Consider the following 20435-nt stretch of genomic DNA (forward strand, 5'->3'; position numbering starts at 1 on the left):
GGCAACTATAGAGACCCGTGGCCGCCCTTGCGCTTTAGGTACCGGGTGATGCGAGGTTATCATCTAAGGCTATGGCAGAAAAATCTGGATCACTTGAGTTAACGGGCAGTCCAATCCACCTTGATGATTTGGCAGATGTGGCACGCGCTGGGCGTCATGTCACCCTGGCAGTATCTCAGCGTAAAGTCATCATGAGGGCCCAAGACGCGGTCAATGCTGTTTGGCAAGATGGTGCTGAGCCTGTCTATGGCATTAATACGGGTTTCGGTGCACTCTCGCGTTCAGTCATTGATTCCACAAATATCACAACGCTTCAAGAAAATATTCTCCGCTCACATGCGGCCGGGGTTGGTGAAGCACTTCCTGAAGATGTGGCTCGAGCAATGATGTTGCTTCTCGCAGCCAGCCTGTCGCGCGGACACTCAGGCATTTCTTGTGACGTCATTGAGCAAATACTCGCTCTTCTCAATCACGGCATCACCCCAGTGATTCCGTCACGGGGATCAGTGGGTGCTTCTGGTGATCTTGCTCCATTGTCTCATTTAGGCCTGGTCTTGATTGGTGAGGGGCAAGCTTGGGTTGACGGCGAACGAATGGATGGTGGGTCTGCATTGGCAAAGCGTGGACTTTCCAAAATGCCATTGGCTGCAAAGGTTGGCCTTGCACTGATTAATGGTACGCATCTAATGGCTGCGATCGCATCGCTTGCATTGATTGATCTTGAGAATCTTCTTCCTGCCGCCTTGCTTGCTTCGGCGATGGGTATTGACGCTTGCCGTGCTACTGACAGTTTTCTTGATGATCGACTTCATGCGGTCCGCTGTCAGCCAGGCCAAAGGCGTGTTGCGAAATGTGTGCGGACATTGCTAGCGGGCTCACAAATTATTCAAGATCACCAACAAGACGATCCCCGAGTACAAGATCCCTATAGCCTGAGAGCAACGCCGCAGGTGCTGGGCGCTGTGCTCGACACCATTGAACATGTCCGCGTGGTCATCGATGCAGAGCTCGGTGCCGTCACAGACAATCCACTTGTTTTTCCAGGGGAATCCAGTGGTGAGGCAGACTTTGTTGCCGGAGGTAATTTTCATGGAATGCCACTCGCTATCGCGCTCGATACGCTGTCAATTGCAATTTGTCACATGGCTGGTATCAGCGAACGAAGGTTGAACTGGCTACTCTCTGGCCGCGATGATCAAAATCCTGTTACCCCCTTCCTTGCATCCGACCCAGGCTTACACAGTGGTCTGATGATTGTTCAGTACACAGCTGCCGCCTGCTGCAATGAGCTGCAATGCCTTGCGTCGCCAGCGAGTGTTGGCAACATTCCTACATCTGCTGGCATCGAGGACTACAACTCCATGGGTGCGACTGCTGCTCATCAGGTGCGCCAAGCTGTCGGTCTTGCTCGTAATGTTATTGCGATTGAACTCATGGCGATGGCTGAGGGGCTTGAGCATCAGCGTCCATTACTGAGTGGTGACCAGGTTGAGCGAGGCCACCAACTGTTGCGAGATGTGGTTGCTCCGTTAGAAGCGGATCGTAGTCCTGCTCCAGACATTGAAGCGATCTGCCAACTGATTGTGGCAGGTGGGCTGCGTGAGTTTGGGGATAGTCTCAATATGTAGTGGGAGCAAAATGTTAAGATATCGAACTCAGTGCACAGATCTTTGTTTCTGATTAATGCTACGCAGCCCTCTAGTAAAGTTGATTACCCAATGACACAAACAGAAGCTCGAACCATTCGTGCTCCACGAGGAGCATCACTTACATGCAAGACCTGGCAGGCCGAGGCTGCGATGCGCATGTTGATGAATAATCTTGATCCGGAAGTTGCTGAAAAGCCCAATGAACTTGTCGTTTACGGTGGGCGCGGGCAAGCAGCCCGTTCATGGGCTGCCTACGACGCCATTATTGCCTCCCTTAAGTCGCTGGAGCCGGATGAGACGCTGCTGATTCAATCAGGCAAACCTGTCGGGATCATGAAAACGACACCTGATGCACCTCGTGTCATTATTGCGAATTCAAATCTTGTCCCCCACTGGGCGACGCAAGAACACTTTGATGATCTAGCCGCGCGTGGGCTGATTATGTTCGGGCAAATGACGGCGGGGTCTTGGATTTATATTGGTACGCAAGGCATTCTTCAGGGGACCTATGAAACTTATGCGCAATGTGCTCGAGAACATTTTGGGGGCACGCTTGCAGGCACCCTGAACGTGACTGCAGGTTGTGGCGGCATGGGTGGCGCCCAGCCACTGGCCATCACAATGAATGAAGGAACATGTCTCATTGCAGAGATCTGCAGTGAACGATTGGAAAAGCGCGTACACGATCGCTATTTGGACGAAGTGATAGAGGAATTAGACGCAGCAATCGATCGGGCCGTGGCAGCCAAGAATGCAAAAGAGCCGGTATCAATTGGCTGGCTAGGCAATGCCGTCGACTTGCTTGAGCGACTGAAGTCTCGCGGTATTGTTCCTGACACGCTGACAGATCAAACGAGTGCTCATGATCCTCTTGCGGGCTACTACCCAGCCGGACTTTCGCGTGCGGCGGCAGACAACCTTCGAGAGGAAGATCCAGAAGACTATGTTCGCCGTTCAATGGATACGATGGAGACCCACGTCAGATTGATGGTGGACCTTCAAAAGCAAGGTGCGCGGACCTTTGACTACGGAAACAATATTCGCCAGCGTGCGCTAGACAATGGCTTTGCCGATGCTTTTGCATTTCCTGGCTTTGTGCCCGCTTATATCCGACCGCAATTCTGCCAGGGGCGTGGCCCTTTTCGCTGGGCTGCACTTTCGGGAGATCCAGCGGATATTGCAGCAACTGATCAGGTTATTCTTGATCTCTTTCCCAATGATGTGGCTCTCAAGAGATGGATCACAATGGCGCAGGAGCGGGTTGCTTTCCAGGGGCTGCCTTGTCGTATCTGCTGGCTTGGCCTCGGACAGCGTGATAAGGCCGGCCTTGCCTTTAACGAGCTTGTCGCGTCTGGAAAAGTAAGTGCTCCAATCGTGATTGGTCGCGATCATCTCGACTGTGGGTCGGTTGCTTCGCCAAATCGAGAGACTGAAGGAATGCTCGATGGATCAGATGCGATCAGCGACTGGCCGTTGCTTAACTTTGCAGTCAGTACGGCAAGCGGTGCAAGTTGGACGAGTTTCCATCATGGCGGCGGTGTTGGTATTGGCTTTGCTCAGCATGCTGGTCTCGTTGTTGTCGCAGATGGAACAAAGGAAGCAGACGCTCGCCTCAAGCGTGTCTTGACCAATGATCCAATGATGGGTGTCATTCGTCATGTTGACGCGGGATATGAGTTGGCCGAGCGGGTTGCTGACCAGCAGGATGTGCCAATTCCGATGCGAGATCAATAAGCTGCTTGCAGTAACTATGCAGCCATGAGCCGACGAAGTTTGCGAGCGGTGTTGCAGATCGGGATAAGCCGGTTGATTTTCATTGACTTGATAATCGTGGTCAATTCGTCATTGACGTTGACCATTCCTGTACCAAGGTGAAGACGATTGGCCTCGCCACGAATCTCAATCAGCATTCCAAGGCCCATGCTATTGAGGAATTTGACGCGATTGAAATCAAATACCAATGCCGTGATGTGAGACGGAATGGCTGCAAGATGTCTCCGCACTGCTTGGGCAATAATCGAGACTTCTCGTGTGCCAATATTGGGGCCGACTGGTGTGATCAGGAGTGCTGATTGTTCGATTGAAAAGTCTACGAACAGCGTTGCTGGTTTTTCGGTGCCTCGCACTGAGCTGTGCATGTCATTGCCTCCTCCTGGCCGGCCATCTTCAGCGAGGCCAGGAATAATGGGAACTTTTACCCTGCTTCATGAGAAGGGATCGACATCACGCCACCCGGACTTGCCCGAGAACCAGGTTTAAATCCGCTCTCATATGCCTCCTTGCCATTATTTCGGACCTTCTGGCCTGCATCTCTGTCACAGACCAACCCCCGCTCCTGGTTTGCTTCTCTGGTAACGGGGCTGACCCGAACCTTTCTGGGTGCTAGAGTGTCGGCCCAATGGCCGATTTCACCATCATCAATGCCCGAATAGTGACCCTCGCTGGCGACAAGGATGCTCCAGGTCCTCGGCGCGGTGATGCGATGAATCAAATGGGTGTTATTGATTGCGGCTATGTCACCATTCATGACGGGATGATTTCAGCTGTTGGAGCAGGACTCCCTGAGCAAGATGGTCTTGAAGATGTATTCGATGCTGACGGCTGTGTTTTGATGCCAGCATTTGTGGATTCGCATACCCATGCCTGCTGGGCCGGCAGCCGACTTGATGAGTTTGAAATGGCTCAGGCTGGTCGTACCTATTTGGACATCCTCAAAGACGGTGGCGGCATTATGTCGACGGTCAGAGCCGTTCGTGAGACCAGCGAAGAAGATCTGGTCTCGATGTTAATGCGAAGGCTTTCTTCGATGGCAGCGCTCGGTACTGGAGCGGTCGAAGTGAAGTCAGGTTATGGCCTCAACACAGAGAACGAACTCAAGATGATTCGGGCGATTCACGCCGCCAGTCAAGAGTCTGTCCAGCTGCTGGTCGGAACTTTCCTTGGTGCTCATGCAATCGACCCTGATGTGCCAGATTTTGTAGAACGAACCATTAGCGAGTGTTTGCCAGCTGTATGTGGTGAGTTTCCTGGTATTGCTTGTGATGCCTACTGTGAAAAGGGCGCTTGGTCTGTGGCAGATACCATTCGACTCTTTGAAGCAGCTCGCCAGCAAGGATGCCCCTTGCGGGTACATACCGATCAATTTAACTCTTTGGGTATGACTCAGGCTGCAATCGAAATGGGTGCGGTGAGTGTTGATCATCTTGAGGCGATCTCAGATGCGGACGTCAAGCGACTCGCAGACAGCGAGACGATTGGAGTACTCCTTCCTTGTAGTGGCTTTAGCCTCGATGATCGCTATGCTCCGGGGCGTCGCCTGCTTGATGCTGGATGCGCATTGGCCATTGCTTCAAATTACAATCCAGGATCAGCGCCCACGCCATCGATGGCATTTACTATTTCACTGGCCGTTCGGCGAATGAAGATGACTTGTGCCGAAGCGATTACAGCGGCCACCTATAACGCGGCATGTGTTTTGGGGATACAGGATTCCACGGCCACCATTGAAGTAGGAAAGCGGGCAGATCTGCAGCTCCTAGATACAGACGATGAAAGAGAGCTTGCTTACGAGTTTGCTAATGCTGGCCCCCTGCTTGTGGCGGTCAGCGGTCGCATTGTGCATGCCAGAGCAATTGCGACCGATGAAGAAGAGTCTTGAAAACAAGCCTTTAGGGCACCCCCTGTTTTCTTCCTTAGCCTGTTAGGATTTACTTGATGATTGTGTCGCGTGAACGTGATATTGATAATGCTGCTGCTGCCGCAAAGTGCGTCGTTGACACTCATTTTGCGTTGGTTGATTACGTTAAGCCTGGACTCACCTTGGCGGAGATTGATGAAGAGGTGGGACGAATTCTAAAATCACTGCATTGCCGCAGCGCTTTTCGGAAGTACAAACTTGCCGGGCTTCCTCCATTTCCGAGCCACAGCTGTCTCTCGGTCAATGAGTGTATTGTTCATGGAACACATAACATGCGTCTAGAGCCACTTGTGCCAGGTGACATGATTTCAATTGATATCGGAGTCAAGCACCATGGTTGGATTGGGGATGCTGCATGGACCTACGGCATTCAAGAGGTTTCTGATGACAACTTGGCACTCATGCGAACCGGGCGTGAGTCACTGTCCCGTGGCGTTGAAGCAATGCAACCGGGACGGCCCTTATTAGATTGGGCTCGGGCAGTACAGACCTATGTCGAAGATGAGTGCAAGATGCAGTTGATTCGCGGCCTTGGCGGCCATGGCTATGGCACGACATTGCATGGCCCACCGTTCATCTCCAACGTGGTTCCTCGGCATGGTGCTGAGTGGCCTGATGCTTTTAAGACCTTCGACCCTGGAATGCTCCTGGCCGTTGAGCCCATGATCTCACCCACCACTGCTGCTATTACTTCCGAACGCAATAGTTGGCCGATTTTCAGTGATGATGGATCGATGAGCGTGCACTATGAGGCCGATGTTCTCATTACCAGTGATGGCCCCCGGGACCTGACCAAAGGAATGAGCCAGCTGCCAGATATTGTTGGTAACTGAGGCTCAAGTCCTGCCAAAGAGAATCCGTGATATGCGATCAGCCAGTGCTTGTCGCTGGTGCGGGCCCTGTTGGCGTCATCGCTACCGATTGTGAATCGGTCGCTGAGGTGGAGCATTGAATGGAGATGCATTTGGCTTCGCGAAATCTCTGACTGAGCTATCATCACCGGTTCGCTATGTTGTCTCAATCCAAGGAGCTGTGATTTGTCTACCTCAGTGCTGTTGTTTGCCTGCCTTTTCTTGATCCAGGATACGCCGATTGCCTCACCAAGCAGTCTGGAATACCCCGAGACGCGGACTGTCGATCATATTGATATCTACCACGGTGTTCAGGTATCAGATCCTTATCGCTGGCTCGAGGAGCATCCTCACAGTGCACCGGAAGTTGCGCAGTGGATTGAACAGCAAAATGAAGTGACGTTTGGATATCTTCACGACATTCCAGGTCGCGACCAGATACATGATCGTCTGACCGAGATATGGGATTATGAAAAATTCACGACGCCCTTCCGCCACGGTGAGAAGTACTACGTTTTTCATAACACTGGTCTACAGAATCAGAACGTCTTGTTTGCCACCGATGACATTATCAAGCCCGGTAAAGTGCTGCTTGATCCAAATTCATGGTCCGATGAGGGAACCGTAGCGCTTGCGGGAACTTCTTTCACCAACGATGGAAGTCTGATGGGCTACGCCACGTCGAAGGCCGGCTCTGATTGGAAGGTCTGGCGGGTTCGTGATTTAGCGACCGGCAAAGATTTGCCAGACGTTATTCGTTGGACGAAAGATGGATCAGTCGCCTGGACGGCTGACAACAAGGGCTTTTATTACGCTCGCTACCCCGAGCCAGAAGAGGGGCAAGAATTCTCAGCCGCGAACGAAAACGAAGCGATTTATTTTCATGCGATGGGAACGCCTCAGTCGGAAGACACATTAATCTTCTCGATGCCCGAGCAGCCAAAATGGGGCTTTGCTCCAACGGTTACAGAAGATGGCCGCTATCTTTTGGTGTGGGTGTATTACGGGACAATACATAAGTACAAGGTGTACCTTTGGGACCTTCAGGATCCAGGCAGCGAACCAACTGAATTGGTAGGCGCATTTGAAAATGACTACAGCCTGCTAGGCAATGACGGGTCCACATTGTTTATGAAAACAGATCGAGATGCGCCTCGGGGGCGCGTGATCGCCATGGATGTGGCAAATCCGAGCCCAGAAGCCTGGACCGAAATCCTCCCACAAACGGACGCAACGCTTCAAAGTGTCAAGTACATCGACAATCACTTTATTACCAATGAACTCATTGATGTCACCTCTCATGTTCGCGTCTACGACAAACATGGCCATCATGTTCGAGATGTGCCACTGCCTGGTCCTGGCCGAGTTGGTGGCCTCACGGGGCGGCCCTCACATGATCAAACATTCTTTACATTCACCAATTACACAACACCACCAACCATTTTCCAGTACGAAGTTGGTACGGGCAGAATGCGAAAACTCTGGCAGGCCGACATCAATGCAAAAGTTGAAGACTTTGAAACTGAGCAAGTCTTTTATGAGAGCAAAGATGGCACCAGGGTCCCGATGTTTATTTCCTATCGAAAAGGACTAGAGCGAGACGGAAAGAACCCGACCCTTCTCTATGGTTACGGTGGGTTTAACATCGCAATACTCCCCTATTTTTCAATCTCACGTCTGGTGTGGATGGAAATGGGCGGCATCTTTGCGGTCGCCAATCTGCGCGGTGGTGATGAATATGGAGAGGCATGGCACGAAGATGGCATGCTGATGAAAAAGCAAAATGTATTTGATGATTTCATTGCTGCTGCTGAGTACCTGATCGATGAGGGATACACAAGTCCTCAGCACTTGGCCATCCAAGGCGGCAGCAATGGCGGGCTCCTTGTTGGTGCATGCATGACGCAGCGGCCTGAGTTGTTCGGCGCAGCGCTTCCTGCTGTTGGTGTGATGGACATGCTGCGTTTTAGTGATTTTACAGTTGGTCATCTTTGGGTCAGCGAGTACGGCAGCACAGATCATCCCGATGAGTTTGCCAATCTCTACGCATATTCGCCGCTACACAACCTAGAACCAGGCACTGAATATCCAGCCACAATGATTACCACTGGCGACACAGATGATCGTGTCGTCCCTGCGCATAGCTTCAAGTATGCAGCGGCGCTTCAAAAAGCCCATCAAGGCGATGCTCCGGTTCTGATTCGGGTTGAAACATCAGCTGGCCATGGCGCGGGGACACCGACCACAAAACGGATCGATGCCGTGACAGATAGTTGGTCATTCTTGGCCAATGAATTGGGCATGAAGCAACAGGCCGAAATGATTGTGGATGAGCCAGTCGAGCAGCAGTAAATGTGATACTCGCAGGATTGTGGCGATAGAGATCTGAACCTCGGCGATGCTCAACAATTTAGCGGAGCCCGAGCAAGCGAGCCATCCAACTGATGGAGATATCTGGCCGCTCTTCAATGCAGCCTCCGGCCAGGCTCGCTGCTGCATAGCCGCTGCGTGTCGCCCCTTCCATCGTTGCTGGCCAGCCAGTTGAAGACCAATCGCCAGCAATCAGTAAATTGGAGACACCGCCGAGCGCCGGGGCGCCTGGGCCAGGACGATAGGCGTTGATATCAGCTGTAGCGGCGAACGTAGCTCGCTTCTCTTTCACTGATCGATGAACCAGCAAAGTGGCATCTTTGATGTCTGGTAATGCGTCACCTATTGCATCAAGAACGCGATTGACAATCGCCCCCTCATCAAGAGTCATCCATTGCTCTGCGCCACTGATAACAGCATGAATATGTTGCTGCCCGTCCTTGTCAGTTCCCTTGTTGAAAATCCAGTGGACATCACCACCTGCAAAGACCAAGTGGGGCAAGCTCATCACCTGCCGGTCAAACACCAGGTGGACTCCAAGAATCGGACTCACTTCGAATTGGCCAAGATCTTGCAATCTTGCATCGGCGCTTCGCAATGGTTCTGAGATAATCTTGTCTAAACGATCAAACGGAAGCGTTGATATCACCGTCTTGGCTTCAATGAGTTCATTTGCTGTGACCACGCCAGTGACACGGCGCCCATCAAAGTTGATGGCTTTGGCAGAAACGCCAAGTTGAATTTCGCCGCCATATTTATTGAGATATGACTCGACAGTCCCATAGAGTTCGACCAGTGGCACTTGCGAAAGGCCCATGACATAGGAAAAACGATTGCCAAGAAAGCCCTCCTGAAACACCTGCAGCGCATGTGTCGCACCAACCCGGTCCACATCAAGATTGCAGGCACTCACGACGATTGGATTCCAAAAACGATCTATGATTTCTGGCGACTGTCCTGCTTCGTCAAGGAAGAGCCTGAAGGTCTTGCCTTCCCAGTCACCCCTTCGACGAATACCAAGGCGCAACATGCGCAGCATTCCACGTTGAATCTGACGTTTTTGGGCACGATCGAAGATTTTCATTCGACGCAAAGACTTGCCCAGGTGTAATGGTGCTGGAAGCCAATTGGCTTCAAAGCGATCTGTTCCATTTCTATCAGCCTTTTGCTTCCCATCAGTCCAGTACAGGGTTCGATGCCACTGGATCTGATCAAGCACGTCCAGTCGCTGATAGAGGTCGAGAAGATTTGTGCAGCAGCCCAGCACGACATGCTGGCAGTTGTCCAAGACGGCGCCAGTACGCGGGTCGACAAAGCTAGTGGCTCTGCCTCCGAGTCGCTTCTTTGTTTCAATAAGTGTCACCGGACGACCAGCATCCACCAAGCTGATGGCTGCAGCAATGCCAGCAAGACCGCCACCTAGGATGACCACACGGTCGCTCACTTGCGAATGACCTGCGATGATCTCAAGCGAGCTTGGAGTGCAATGGAGCTCTTCTGCAGTGCAGTGAGTCGCAGGCGACGATTACTCGCCAATCGATCAGGCTGTTGAGCCAGCTTCTCAAGCAACTGGCGGTAGATTTTTGTCATGGCCCAAAGAGTTGATTGGCACGCCGGGTTAATCAGGGCGTCAAGCGGTGCAGACTCGATATAAAAGCACCGGGCTCGATCGATCTGGGCGATGATGAATTCGCGGCATTTCTTGCCATCGGTCCAATTGTAAAAATCCTCTGGCGTGATCTCGTGTTGTGCGAATTCATCCGCAGGAAGATAGACCCGGCCAATGGAATAATCTTCACGGAAGTCGCGAAGAATATTTGTGAGCTGAAAAGCAACGCCACGCTTGATGGCAAGGTCGTTGGCTTTCTCACTTGGACCTCGGTAGCCCCAGATAGCGATACAAACCAGACCAACGGTCGAAGCCACACGATGGCAGTATTGTTCAAGATCTTCGAAGCTCTCGTAGTGTGTACTTTGAACATCGTCCAATTGGCCACGCAGCATGTCATGAAATGGCTTGTGGTCTAAGGATGTGCGTTGGGCAACTTCTGAGAGTGCGATCCATACTGCTTCGTCTGAAGCGGGCGCACCTCGTAGTGCGATGTCGGTCAGCTGTGCAAACTGATTTAACGCTTCTTCAGCTTGCTTGGAGTCAACCGCATCATCGACCATATCATCAGCTTCTCGCATCCAGGTATAGACCGCATACAGTGAAGATCGCTGCGGCTCTGGAAGGAGCTTGAGTCCGTAGTAAAAATTCCGGGCTCTGGTCCGCGTAATCTGACGGCATGTTTCAAATGCCTGTGCTGTGCTAGCGAGCTGTGTCAATTCGCCTTACTCCTTCTAAGCCGCCAGGCCAGGCACCAAGCGTTGAGTAGCAGTTGGGCTTTCGTGAATTTCGTTAATCGGGGCCTCATCAGACACGTCATGCAGTTCCACTGTTCTATTCGGCGGAGAATGGTGCGGCCTCCTGCTGCAAAGAGCCAGATCAACGGCCGAGTGGTTGGCGACACCTGATCAATTAATGGACAGCCTCGCTCGTAGAGCATCCAAGTTTTATCTACACAAAGGCGGATCGTCTTTTGAAATTCTCCCAAGAATGTCTGATCCGGCGCGTACCCTTGTCTGCATGAGGCATCCAGTCGTGCTTCAAAATCAGTACTCGAGATTAACGCGTTTGGTATGTAGAGTCGATCTCGCTCCAGCCAATCACGCTGAACATCTTGCCAATGATTTGTGAGTTGTAGTGCAGTGCAGATGTCATCGCTTTGGCTGAGCTGCTGCTTACTGACTGGCTCGTCCTCACAAACAGCAAGAACCAGTCGGCCAACCGGGTTCGCACTCAATTGGCAATACGCCAAGACATCGTCCCAGCTTTCGTATCGTGTTTTGTGCTGGTCTTGCTCAAATGCAGAAATGAGGTCATCAAACGGTTTGACTTGGAGGCCTCGCCGTTCGATCGCAGGCTGTAGAGCAACAAAGACAGGGTGCCGACTCTCTCCGGCAAAGCATTTATGCAGTTCACTGCGCCACCACTGAAGCAGCTCAGTTGACCGATCTTTGTCCCCTATCTCATCACCCAGATCATCTGACCAGCGGCAGAAGCTATAGATCGCAGCAAAATCTGGTCGCCTCTCAATTGGGACGAGGCGACTGAGAACGGTGAAGTTCTCATAATGTCCGGTCGTAAGCCGTCGGCAGTAGGCCTGGGCCTCATCGAGCGTCACAGGCTGGACCTGATCTGGGCCATAAAGGGCCAACTGAGAGGCCGGATTAAGATGGGTATTGCTGTTCACTTTTAGAGGAAACTCCACTGAGATGGGCCACTGTATCGGGCCTGAGGTGACCAGACCAGTCGATCAGGTCTTGAGTCGCCCGCAGGGGGGGCATATGATCTTCCTGGAGTATCAAAACACAATGGAACTTATTCTTGCCAATCCGAGGGGTTTCTGTGCCGGAGTCTATATGGCGATTGACGTGGTCGATCAGCTGTTAGAAATTTGCCCAGAAGAGCCAATCTTTGTTTATCACGAGATCGTCCATAACAAGCACGTGGTCGATCGCTTCAGAGAAGAAGGCGTTACTTTCGTTGATGATCTTCAAGAGGTCCCATCGGGATCGATCTGTGTCTTCAGCGCTCACGGTGTGAGTCCGGCTTTGCGAAAAGAAGCGGCCGAACGAAACCTTACTGCGATCGACGCAACTTGTCCGCTTGTCACCAAGGTACATGCTGAAGCTGTTCGGTATGCCCGCAAAGGTTATCAAATACTCTTGATTGGACATGCAGATCACCAAGAGGTCATTGGAACCAGAGGTGAGGCACCAGAAGCAATGCAGGTTGTTGAGGCTGCTGAAGATATTCCAGGACTCAATATTCTGGATCCCAAGAAGCTTGTCTATCTGACTCAGACAACACTGAGCATGGATGATGCTGAAGTGATTATCCAGGCGCTCAAAGGAGCGTTCCCGGAGATCAAGTCGCCGCCGAGTGATGACATCTGCTATGCCACGACAAATCGACAGATTGCAGTTCGGGCGATTGCTCCAGACTGCGATCTGGTTTTAGTTGTTGGTAGCATTACGAGTTCAAACTCTTTGCGACTGACAGAAATCTCGGAGGGGCTAGGAACGCGTGCCATTCTTATTGATGATAAATCTGAACTAAAATCAGAATGGTTTGAGGGCATCAATCGTGTTTTGATTACTGCAGGCGCCAGTGCACCAGAGCACCTCGTCAAAGATCTTATCTTGCACATGATTGATGAATATGGTGGCGAGGTTGAACAGCGTGATGTTTCGCAGGAGGCTGTTGAGTTTGGCCTGCCCGGTACACTAAAGCACTTCATGCGGTCACGCGGCATTGATCCTTCTGGTCGCCGTATTCAAATGGATAAGACGGCATCAATTGATAGTTTTCTCGATGGCCACGGAATTGCACACCGCCGTGTTGATCTAACTGTGTCTGCCAACGGCTAAATGAGTCATTCCGCAACAACTGCTTTCTTTGATCTCGATCAGGACCAGCTTGTCCATTGGTGCGATGAGAATGATCTGCCCAGCTATACAGCAGGCCAGATACAACAATGGGTTTATCAGCACGGTTGCGCCAATCCGCAAGAAATGAGCAATCTCCGCCAATCGACGCGCGATCTCTTGGCTGAAAAGATGGTTTTTCTAGAGGGCCAGGTGAACCGTCACCAGCTTGCCACAGATGGCACACAAAAAATATTGGTTCGTTGGCCCGATACAGGTGATGAACTCAAGCTTGGTGAGTCAGTAATGATTCCGGATGGCCAGCGCGCAACAGCCTGTCTTTCGAGTCAGATTGGGTGCCCTGTCGGTTGCCGGTTCTGCGCTTCGGGGCTGGGTGGATTAGAAGGAAATCTGACCGCTGGAAGGATCGTTGAACAGGTCTATCATCTGACTCGTTTAGCAGGTCGTGAGCGTATTACACATGTTGTCTTCATGGGCATGGGTGAGCCATTGGCCAATTTTGCAAGCGTGACCAAAGCAATCAAAACCCTCAACGCTCCCTGGGGATTTGGTATCGGAGCACGTCGCATTACCGTATCAACCGTGGGCTTGCCGGTAGCGATCCGTCGCTTGGCGGCATTTGATCTACCTATTACGCTTGCACTGAGCCTCCATGCTCCCAACGATGAACTAAGGCGCGAGCTCATACCTTGGGCTGAATATGCAACTATTTCTGAATTGCTAGATGCGTGCCAAGAGTACTTTCGTCGCTCCGGTCGAGAGATTACGCTCGAGTACCTTCTTCTGGGTGGGGTCAATGATTTTCCAGAACATGCCAGAGAGCTGGCTGTTGTAGCGAAACAGTTGCGTGCCAACATAAACTTGATCAGATATAACGAAGTCAAAGGCCTGCCTTATGAGCGTCCTGCCACAGATGACGTGCTTCGTTTTCAAGAGATCCTACGTGGCAAGCGCGTCAACGCGCATATTCGTAAGAGCCGGGGTCGTGATATCGCTGCCGCATGTGGCCAGCTGCGGCGATTGACTCAGCCAACGATTCAGCAGACCGCCGGTGATCTTAAAAGCAAGTCGTAATCGCTAGTCATCGCTTGGAATCTGGCCGTCTGATTCTGTGAAGCCAGCGATAATTCTCGTAATGTCATCTGAAGTAGCGCTCCGAAATTCGCCACTTTCGACCATTGTATTAAGCGTCTGAAACATCAGCAGCATCCGCTTGTGGTCAGTCGAGGAAGCATTGGCCACATCTTCTGCCATCGAGACCAAGAGCCTCCGGAGCTCCCTCTGCCGTCGCGTGCCTCTCCATCGAAATGGCACCGTGTGCCGAAGCTCGGAGGCGAGGCAAGCCATCCAATCACTTGTTCGAACATCTGCACGAAGACGCCACTTGAGAACAGTCAGCTCAAATCGCACCAAAAAACGTCTTTCGATTTCATCGCCGCGGGCATGCTTAACATCAAGCCGCTGGCGCGTTCTCATTCGATGTGCTCGACTGACAATCATCGCAGCGATATAAATTGGATCGCGAATGAGCATGCAGTCCGCAAGTGGAAGTACGGCAGATCTCGTGAGCTGTCGGCCATGATCTGCGCGGTCAACACTGTAGAGCCCAGTGATTAAATCTGCATATCGTTTCGCGTACTCATACCCACCCCACTGCATACACCTGTAGAGACTATGGACGAAGTCGCTGGCAGACTCTCTTCCAGGTGCGGTTTCAAGCATGCCGGGCATGAGTGAGATTGAGTGTGTGAGGAGCTGACAGAATCTCTTGGGATCGTGCTTCTTGGCAAAGCGGCCAGGCCGCCACTGCCACCACCGCCGTGGTGGTACAAGGAGTTCAAGGCGTCGCACAAGTCGGCTGACTGATCCCTCCGTACGTACGCGAGGTCTGACAATTCGGTCCCGATGTACGACCAATCGTCTTCCAAATATAAAAGCTTCCATCAAGCGTCCAAACTGAGGCGATTCTGTTGCGCGCACAGCACTTTCCATCGCATCTGCCGTCAGTGGTATGAGTCCCAACTGGAACGCACTGCCAAGAAGAACCAGATCGGTCAAACGGTCGGTTAAGAACCAGCTTCGCCCCAGAGATGCGACATCTTCGAGAAGGCGGATATCTGTTCTCGCTGTCTCTCTGAGCCATTGATCCAAAATACCCATGTCAGGAGATCTGTGATCCGCATCAAACTCACCGGTATTGGCGACGACATAAGTTTGCTCAGCATTTGCCACACGAAGTGACCGATCGGGTGCAATAGCTCGAGCTGTTTCAATCGGATCGAGCCCCAGGAGCAAATCAGCATCACCAAAGGGAATTGTTGGCGGATCAGTGAGGCCATCACTACGCGGCTGAGAAAAGAGGAGCTGCGACCATGCCCGGCGACCAGCACCAATTGGACTGGGCTGATACCGCACTGCAACTGCGTAACCCATCTCATGTGCGGCCTGACAGAGTATCTGTGCAATGAGACCAGGTGGATCTCCCCGATACCCTGCGAGATGGACACGCCAGTGGGCGCTCTTGCCATGAATCGGCGTTGGTGTTGGCAATACTTCAGACCCGAGTTCTCTGAGACGATGAACTGGCGGCCGAGTGCGTATGACCTCAACTTGCTCAAGGAGCGGACGAATTCGGCTTCTAAACGTAGCTCGATGACCTGCTGGCACCGCTTGTGCAGAAAACACCGAAGCAAGCGGCTCTACGGTATCGGGATGCTCGCGTTCACTTGTCACAGTAGCTCGCCTTGCACGAATCCGGCAAGCTTCTTCAGCCGCCTGCCTTAATCGCTGCAAGGGCTGAAATCCGCGTTCGTCAATTTCCACCAACATTTGTTCGATCCGTCGCACATCAAAGCGTGGCGGTGGGCCGTCTCGCACAATTAGAACTGTAAGCTTGGCGCCAAGCAGCCCTTCTGCAATCGCCTCTGTCAATGCAGTCACATCATCCAAATTGCCAACTAGTATTTTTGTTCCTTCAGTGACTTTGGCAGGTACTAATGCAGTTGCAAAACGTTCAAGATCGAGTTGGCCTGATGACTCCAGAATTAACATCACGCAGTTCTTTTTAGCGAGGGCTGCCTGCGGTATCGCTCCCGCGCCATGCTGCACAAATGCGTCGTGAGACCATTTCTCAATGAATGTTGGTTGTTGTCGTGTCCCTAATTCCAAGTCACCATCAATCACGAGGCCTGTCGGCAAGGCGGCTGGTTCGATTTCTCCAGGATTTTCTACCAGTGACTGAAATGCTGAAACAACAAGTGCCTGCAGCGCTGCCCAAGCTGCCGCAGGACCGACTATCTCACCGCGTGGCGGCAGCATTACCTCTGGGCTTAGGATGGCCGGCGTAAGATGGTGTTGTACCTGTCGACTAGGGCCAATCTCATGCAGTAGATGATCAATAGATCTCGCTAGCAAGGATGGATGAGCCACATCCCCAGGTGCAATCGTACGAACCACGCCATCGCGATCTTGAGGTAGCGTACGTCCCCAAATGAGGCCTGGCTTCTGCCCCTGGGCTCGGAGTGTCTCTGCGGCATCAATAATTTTATCCATCACACATCCAGGCCGAGTCTCAAGCACAATCACCTGGTGGCATCGGGTGAGGATTCGACTGATGGCTGGCAAGTCAACTGGATCGATCAAGCCCAATTGCAAAATGGGCACGCGCCCCGTCAAGTTAAAAAGTTCGACAAGGTAATCAAGCGATGGATCAGCAACGCCCACGGTTATAAAACCAAAGTTTGCTCGCTCGCCAGGACTCGGTAGTGCTGAGGCACTATTGAGCTCCATGCGTCTGGCGACACGCATAAGCCCTCCACCCTCTTGCCCGCGCCAACGGCGTCGACGTTCATGTTGTCGTAACACTTCAGGTTCATCACCACGATTCGGTCGCCCCTCAATTGAACCTCCTGAATGAACCAAGGAGGAATGACAGATGATTGCAACCACTTGCTTGCCCGCTCGGCCCAGTCGCAGTGCGAATTCAATAGAGTCGCGGAGTTGTGAGAGGCTTGCTGGTTCTAAGCATGGGATGCCAAATTTTGCAGCGGTTTGCCGAGGGCATAGGCGGGGCTCATTATCGTGGTCATCCTCAAGTAGCAGCACGAGGACACCCTTCGTAGAACGGGTTGCCTCAGTCATTCGCTCTAGTTCATCCCACACTTTGGCGAGTTGGTTATTTGGGACTGATGAAAGAACATTGCGACCAGCAAGTGTTTCATTCCAAGCCAAATGAACCGCGCGAGCGGAGTCCAAGGTGGAAAGCAACTCAATGTCATGCTGCTGGAGAATCGATTTTGTCAGGGACTCCTCCCCAGTGGAGGCCAGATCGGCCGGCCCCAGCCTTGGCGTCGCAATCAGCGAAATTGGGGGCTCGCACTCCAGGGCACTTTTGAGAATAGTCTGAGCATAAGTGAGATAGACAAGTCCACTGCCGGTATTCAGTGCATGGGGCGCCTGTCTGTTTGATCCAGTTTCCACGCCTGGACCATCGCCTATGCTGATCCCGACGTCAACTTACCCGCAAGAATCTGATCAATTGCTTGGGCGACCCCGTCATGACGATGGTCGTTTGTGACGTGATCAGCCGCATCTTTCACATGTTCATCCGCATTCCCCATCGCAATTCCCATGCCCACATTTTTGAGGAGATCAATGTCGTTGAGACCATCTCCGATTGCAGCAACCTGCGACGCATCCCAAGATCGACTCAGCATGATCCGCTCTAGCATCACCCATTTTGATACACCCTTGGCAAACACCTCGAGTAGCTGAACGCGCCCTATCTTCTTCCGATTGGCTTGCTGATCACCCTCAGGCGTGACTGCTGGCCAGAAGAGTATCTCAAGCTGATCGGAATATTCCCGACATAGAATCTCTGCGACTTCAGCGAGTGTCTGGTGAGCTGATACGGCACCAGCGCGAATAGAATGCTCGGGATGAGGATCATCATCGAGTCGTCTTCGGTACTGGCAAGACATTGCAAGGTGATCAAACCACCACTCCGTAACCGGATCGAGTGTTGCATCTCCGACAGCAAGATAGTCATATCCCGTCCTTGACGCGTCTTTGAGCAAAAGCACTTTGTGCTGAGCAGGAATCAAGAGATTTGCAATGAGCTCGACTTGTTCTGGCTGAAGAACAATGCGATCCAAGGTGCGGCCGGCACTATCTGTGAGCAGTGCACCGCCAGCGCTGATCACGAGCCCTTGGTGTTCTACGGCTTTCAAGGCCGCGGCAGACTCTGAGGCAGTCCTGCCAGTTGCGATAATGATCTCCAGCCCGGCCTCGAGGGCTCGAAAAACAGCCCGCCGATTCTGATCGGAAACCTTAGCTTCAGGACCCATTAATGTTCCGTCAAGATCTATAACGATCGCTTTAAAGTCCGTAGCCATGTTCTGAAAGTAAGCCCTACAGAGAGGAGAGGCAAGTCAGTTTGCCCACCTCAGCCGCCCACCGTAGGCTACTGACATGATGAATCCCCAAAGGGGCACTAATCTGTGAGCAAGTCTAATTCCAAGGACAAACGTGCTTTGGCCAGCTCGCTTGAGCCAGCACTACAGGAATTGCTCAAAGGAAAACTGCAACCAATCCATTGGTTCAAAGCCGATTGGCAGCGCGGCGGGGCCGCGACTGGAAAGAGTATTTTTGAAGACCACAATGGCAAACATAACGTCGTTGTTAAGTTACCCGTTGGCCCGCAAGAACTTATATGGACGCGGCGACTACAAACAGCAAGCAAGCCATTGCCGATCCCCCATCTTTTTGCATCTGGTCATGAATTGGGTGGATATGACCTTGCATGGCTGATCATCGAATGTTTGCCGACTGGGCCGCTGGCGCTGCGTTGGCACGAGAATCATATCCAGAGAATTGCATCGGCATCAGCTCAGTTTTATGCCGCAGCTGGTGCCTATGAGATCGACCAAGCACCTAAAAGAGAGCCATGGGAAGACCTGATCCGCGACGCTCAAAAGTCGGTGAGGGTTAATAAAATATCTGAGCGAAAGCGATGGGCCTCAGCTCTCAGGACACTCAAACGTCGCTCGGAACAGTTGGTGCAGCAATGGCGGGCGAGAAAAACTAACCAATGGCTTCATGGTGATTTGCATATGGCCAATGCCATGACGCGAGGGGAATTTACGAAGGGCGAGGTGGTGCTCATTGATCTTGCGGAAGTCCATGTTGGGCACTGGCTAGAAGATGCTGTTTATCTGGAACGCCGGCTTTGGGCGATGCCAGAGCGAATGAAAAAGACACGTCCTGTCCGAGCTATTGCCACAGCTCGACGCCAGCTGGGCCTCGATGTTGAGGCTCAGTTTGGGCGATTAGCGATGATTCGCCGCGCGCTGCTCGCCGGTTCAGCCCCTGCTTTCATGCGTTCAGAGGGGCATCCTCAATATCTTGCAGCCTGCCTCACTCGGCTGGAGTCAGCCCTGGCATCTCTCTAAAATACGCCTGTCAGACCTCCTGAGGAATCAGTAGATTGCCCAGGCTCTAGAACGGGGATACCATCGCCGTCTTCTATTGGCCTTTTTAGAACTGCACAGCCCATCGAATTGAGCGTATATTCTCTGGGTTGAAGACCAGCCTGATCACCCCCATTTTTATAAAAACTGACAGAGAAGCATATGGACCGCGATCGACTCAAAGATATTCATCAAAGTGACCTTAGTGAGAGCAGGGTCAATGAGGACTTCGTGGTTTGGATGAAAACCAAGGGGCCTTTCTGGCTTTTATTCTGCCTTGTCTTTATCGCGGCGTTTCTCTTCTGGAATCGGTACAAAGAAGGCCAGGCGATGCATGTTCGTGATGGCTGGGTTTCACTAGAGACAGCGACACTTCCGGATTCATTACTTGAAGTTGCTCAACAATATCCTGATGTGGGCGCCGTGTCGGACTTGGCACGCCTGCGTGCAGCACAGCGTTATCTCGCCAGTGTGAATGCAATGCGTAATTTCAATCACACGCCAGATGATCCACAGATACTCACCAGCGAACAGCGCGATACATATCTCGCTGATTCGAAGAGGCTTTTCCGTTCTATTATTGACGAGCCGGATACAGATTACGACCGTACACTTGTGGTCATTAATGCACTAGCAGGCTTGGCTGCTATTGCAGAGATTCAACAGGATTCCGACAAATCCCAATCACTCTTAATGGAAGCAGCAAAGGTGGCGGATACTTCATATCCCATGCTTGCCAAGCGGTTGCTTGCTCGAGCTGAGTCTGAAGTACCTGCCGAGTTGAATCTCCCAACACCAACCCAAGAGAACTCGGCAATCATAAGTGACGAAACCACGCCACTGACGGTTGACCCCACTCTCAGAGACCTTATGAGCGCCCCTGACAGCGGGTCATAGCGGAGCTGAT

15 protein-coding genes are annotated in these 20435 nt (G+C 52.1%); 9 read left to right on the forward strand and 6 right to left on the reverse strand.

Translation table 11 applies throughout. From position 1 onward, the window contains the following. Positions 1–71 precede the first annotated feature (71 nt). Both hutH and hutU read left to right on the forward strand, forming a co-directional pair. Positions 72–1628 (forward strand): histidine ammonia-lyase, encoded by a 1557-nt coding sequence (gene hutH, locus P8J86_02450; GenBank protein MDG2053546.1) that lies wholly within the window; start codon positions 72–74, stop codon positions 1626–1628. Between the two features lie 90 nt (positions 1629–1718). After that, positions 1719–3383: a urocanate hydratase gene (gene hutU / locus P8J86_02455; GenBank protein ID MDG2053547.1), complete on the forward strand. Its 1665-nt coding sequence runs from the start codon at positions 1719–1721 to the stop codon at positions 3381–3383. A 14-nt stretch (positions 3384–3397) separates the two neighbouring features. Here the strand turns inward: hutU and P8J86_02460 are convergent, their stop codons facing one another. Further along, the gene (locus tag P8J86_02460) at positions 3398–3787 is read right to left on the reverse strand and encodes an STAS domain-containing protein (GenBank protein ID MDG2053548.1); all 390 of its coding nucleotides are present in this window, start codon (positions 3785–3787) and stop codon (positions 3398–3400) included. Positions 3788–4047: 260 nt separating this feature from the next. Between P8J86_02460 and hutI the strand changes: the two genes are divergently transcribed. From hutI to P8J86_02475, 3 genes are all read left to right on the forward strand, one after another. Beyond that, entirely contained in the window at positions 4048–5307 is a 1260-nt protein-coding gene (gene hutI, locus P8J86_02465; protein MDG2053549.1) for an imidazolonepropionase, read from the forward strand. A 56-nt stretch (positions 5308–5363) separates the two neighbouring features. Then, a complete protein-coding gene (gene map / locus P8J86_02470) occupies positions 5364–6179 on the forward strand; it encodes a type I methionyl aminopeptidase (GenBank protein MDG2053550.1) in 816 nt (271 codons plus the stop codon). Between the two features lie 204 nt (positions 6180–6383). After that, positions 6384–8549: a prolyl oligopeptidase family serine peptidase gene (locus P8J86_02475; GenBank protein ID MDG2053551.1), complete on the forward strand. Its 2166-nt coding sequence runs from the start codon at positions 6384–6386 to the stop codon at positions 8547–8549. 58 nt (positions 8550–8607) lie between these two features. Here the strand turns inward: P8J86_02475 and hpnE are convergent, their stop codons facing one another. The 3 genes from hpnE to hpnC are packed head-to-tail and all read right to left on the reverse strand — an operon-like array spanning position 8608 to position 11863. After that, positions 8608–10011 (reverse strand): hydroxysqualene dehydroxylase HpnE, encoded by a 1404-nt coding sequence (hpnE, locus tag P8J86_02480; GenBank protein ID MDG2053552.1) that lies wholly within the window; start codon positions 10009–10011, stop codon positions 8608–8610. Then, the gene (locus P8J86_02485) at positions 10008–10895 is read right to left on the reverse strand and encodes a phytoene/squalene synthase family protein (protein MDG2053553.1); all 888 of its coding nucleotides are present in this window, start codon (positions 10893–10895) and stop codon (positions 10008–10010) included. The genes hpnE and P8J86_02485 overlap by 4 nt, the downstream gene beginning before the upstream one ends. Beyond that, on the reverse strand, positions 10892–11863 hold the full coding sequence (hpnC, locus tag P8J86_02490) for a squalene synthase HpnC (GenBank protein ID MDG2053554.1): 972 nt from the start codon (positions 11861–11863) through the stop codon (positions 10892–10894). Before hpnC ends, P8J86_02485 begins: the two co-directional genes overlap by 4 nt. 121 nt (positions 11864–11984) lie before the next feature. Between hpnC and ispH the strand changes: the two genes are divergently transcribed. Both ispH and rlmN read left to right on the forward strand, forming a co-directional pair. Then, on the forward strand, positions 11985–13043 hold the full coding sequence (gene ispH / locus P8J86_02495; protein MDG2053555.1) for a 4-hydroxy-3-methylbut-2-enyl diphosphate reductase: 1059 nt from the start codon (positions 11985–11987) through the stop codon (positions 13041–13043). Next, positions 13044–14135, forward strand: a complete 1092-nt coding sequence (gene rlmN, locus P8J86_02500; GenBank protein MDG2053556.1) for a 23S rRNA (adenine(2503)-C(2))-methyltransferase RlmN — start codon at positions 13044–13046, stop codon at positions 14133–14135. 3 nt (positions 14136–14138) lie between these two features. Here the strand turns inward: rlmN and P8J86_02505 are convergent, their stop codons facing one another. Both P8J86_02505 and P8J86_02510 read right to left on the reverse strand, forming a co-directional pair. After that, positions 14139–17540: a hypothetical protein gene (locus tag P8J86_02505; GenBank protein ID MDG2053557.1), complete on the reverse strand. Its 3402-nt coding sequence runs from the start codon at positions 17538–17540 to the stop codon at positions 14139–14141. A gap of 14 nt (positions 17541–17554) precedes the next feature. Further along, positions 17555–18454, reverse strand: coding sequence for an HAD-IIB family hydrolase (locus P8J86_02510; GenBank protein ID MDG2053558.1), 900 nt, complete (start codon positions 18452–18454; stop codon positions 17555–17557). A 105-nt stretch (positions 18455–18559) separates the two neighbouring features. Here P8J86_02510 and P8J86_02515 point away from each other — a divergent pair, with 105 nt between their 5' ends. Together P8J86_02515 and P8J86_02520 are read left to right on the forward strand one after the other, a co-directional pair. After that, a complete protein-coding gene (locus tag P8J86_02515; protein MDG2053559.1) occupies positions 18560–19510 on the forward strand; it encodes a phosphotransferase in 951 nt (316 codons plus the stop codon). Between the two features lie 180 nt (positions 19511–19690). After that, positions 19691–20425, forward strand: coding sequence for a hypothetical protein (locus tag P8J86_02520; protein MDG2053560.1), 735 nt, complete (start codon positions 19691–19693; stop codon positions 20423–20425). Positions 20426–20435 lie beyond the last annotated feature (10 nt).

The sequence above is a fragment of the Phycisphaerales bacterium genome (genome assembly GCA_029268515.1).
GTDB lineage: Bacteria > Planctomycetota > Phycisphaerae > Phycisphaerales > SM1A02 > JAQWNP01.

Excerpts from the sequence above, each read along its gene's own strand:
- hutH (MDG2053546.1), top strand. The coding sequence starts at position 72 with ATGGCAGAAAAATCTGGATCACTTGAGTTAACGGGCAGTCCAATCCAC.
- hutU (MDG2053547.1), top strand. The coding sequence starts at position 1,719 with ATGACACAAACAGAAGCTCGAACCATTCGTGCTCCACGAGGAGCATCA.
- P8J86_02460 (MDG2053548.1), bottom strand. The coding sequence starts at position 3,787 with ATGCACAGCTCAGTGCGAGGCACCGAAAAACCAGCAACGCTGTTCGTA.
- hutI (MDG2053549.1), top strand. The coding sequence starts at position 4,048 with ATGGCCGATTTCACCATCATCAATGCCCGAATAGTGACCCTCGCTGGC.
- map (MDG2053550.1), top strand. The coding sequence starts at position 5,364 with ATGATTGTGTCGCGTGAACGTGATATTGATAATGCTGCTGCTGCCGCA.
- ispH (MDG2053555.1), top strand. The coding sequence starts at position 11,985 with ATGGAACTTATTCTTGCCAATCCGAGGGGTTTCTGTGCCGGAGTCTAT.
- rlmN (MDG2053556.1), top strand. The coding sequence starts at position 13,044 with ATGAGTCATTCCGCAACAACTGCTTTCTTTGATCTCGATCAGGACCAG.
- P8J86_02510 (MDG2053558.1), bottom strand. The coding sequence starts at position 18,454 with ATGGCTACGGACTTTAAAGCGATCGTTATAGATCTTGACGGAACATTA.
- P8J86_02520 (MDG2053560.1), top strand. The coding sequence starts at position 19,691 with ATGGACCGCGATCGACTCAAAGATATTCATCAAAGTGACCTTAGTGAG.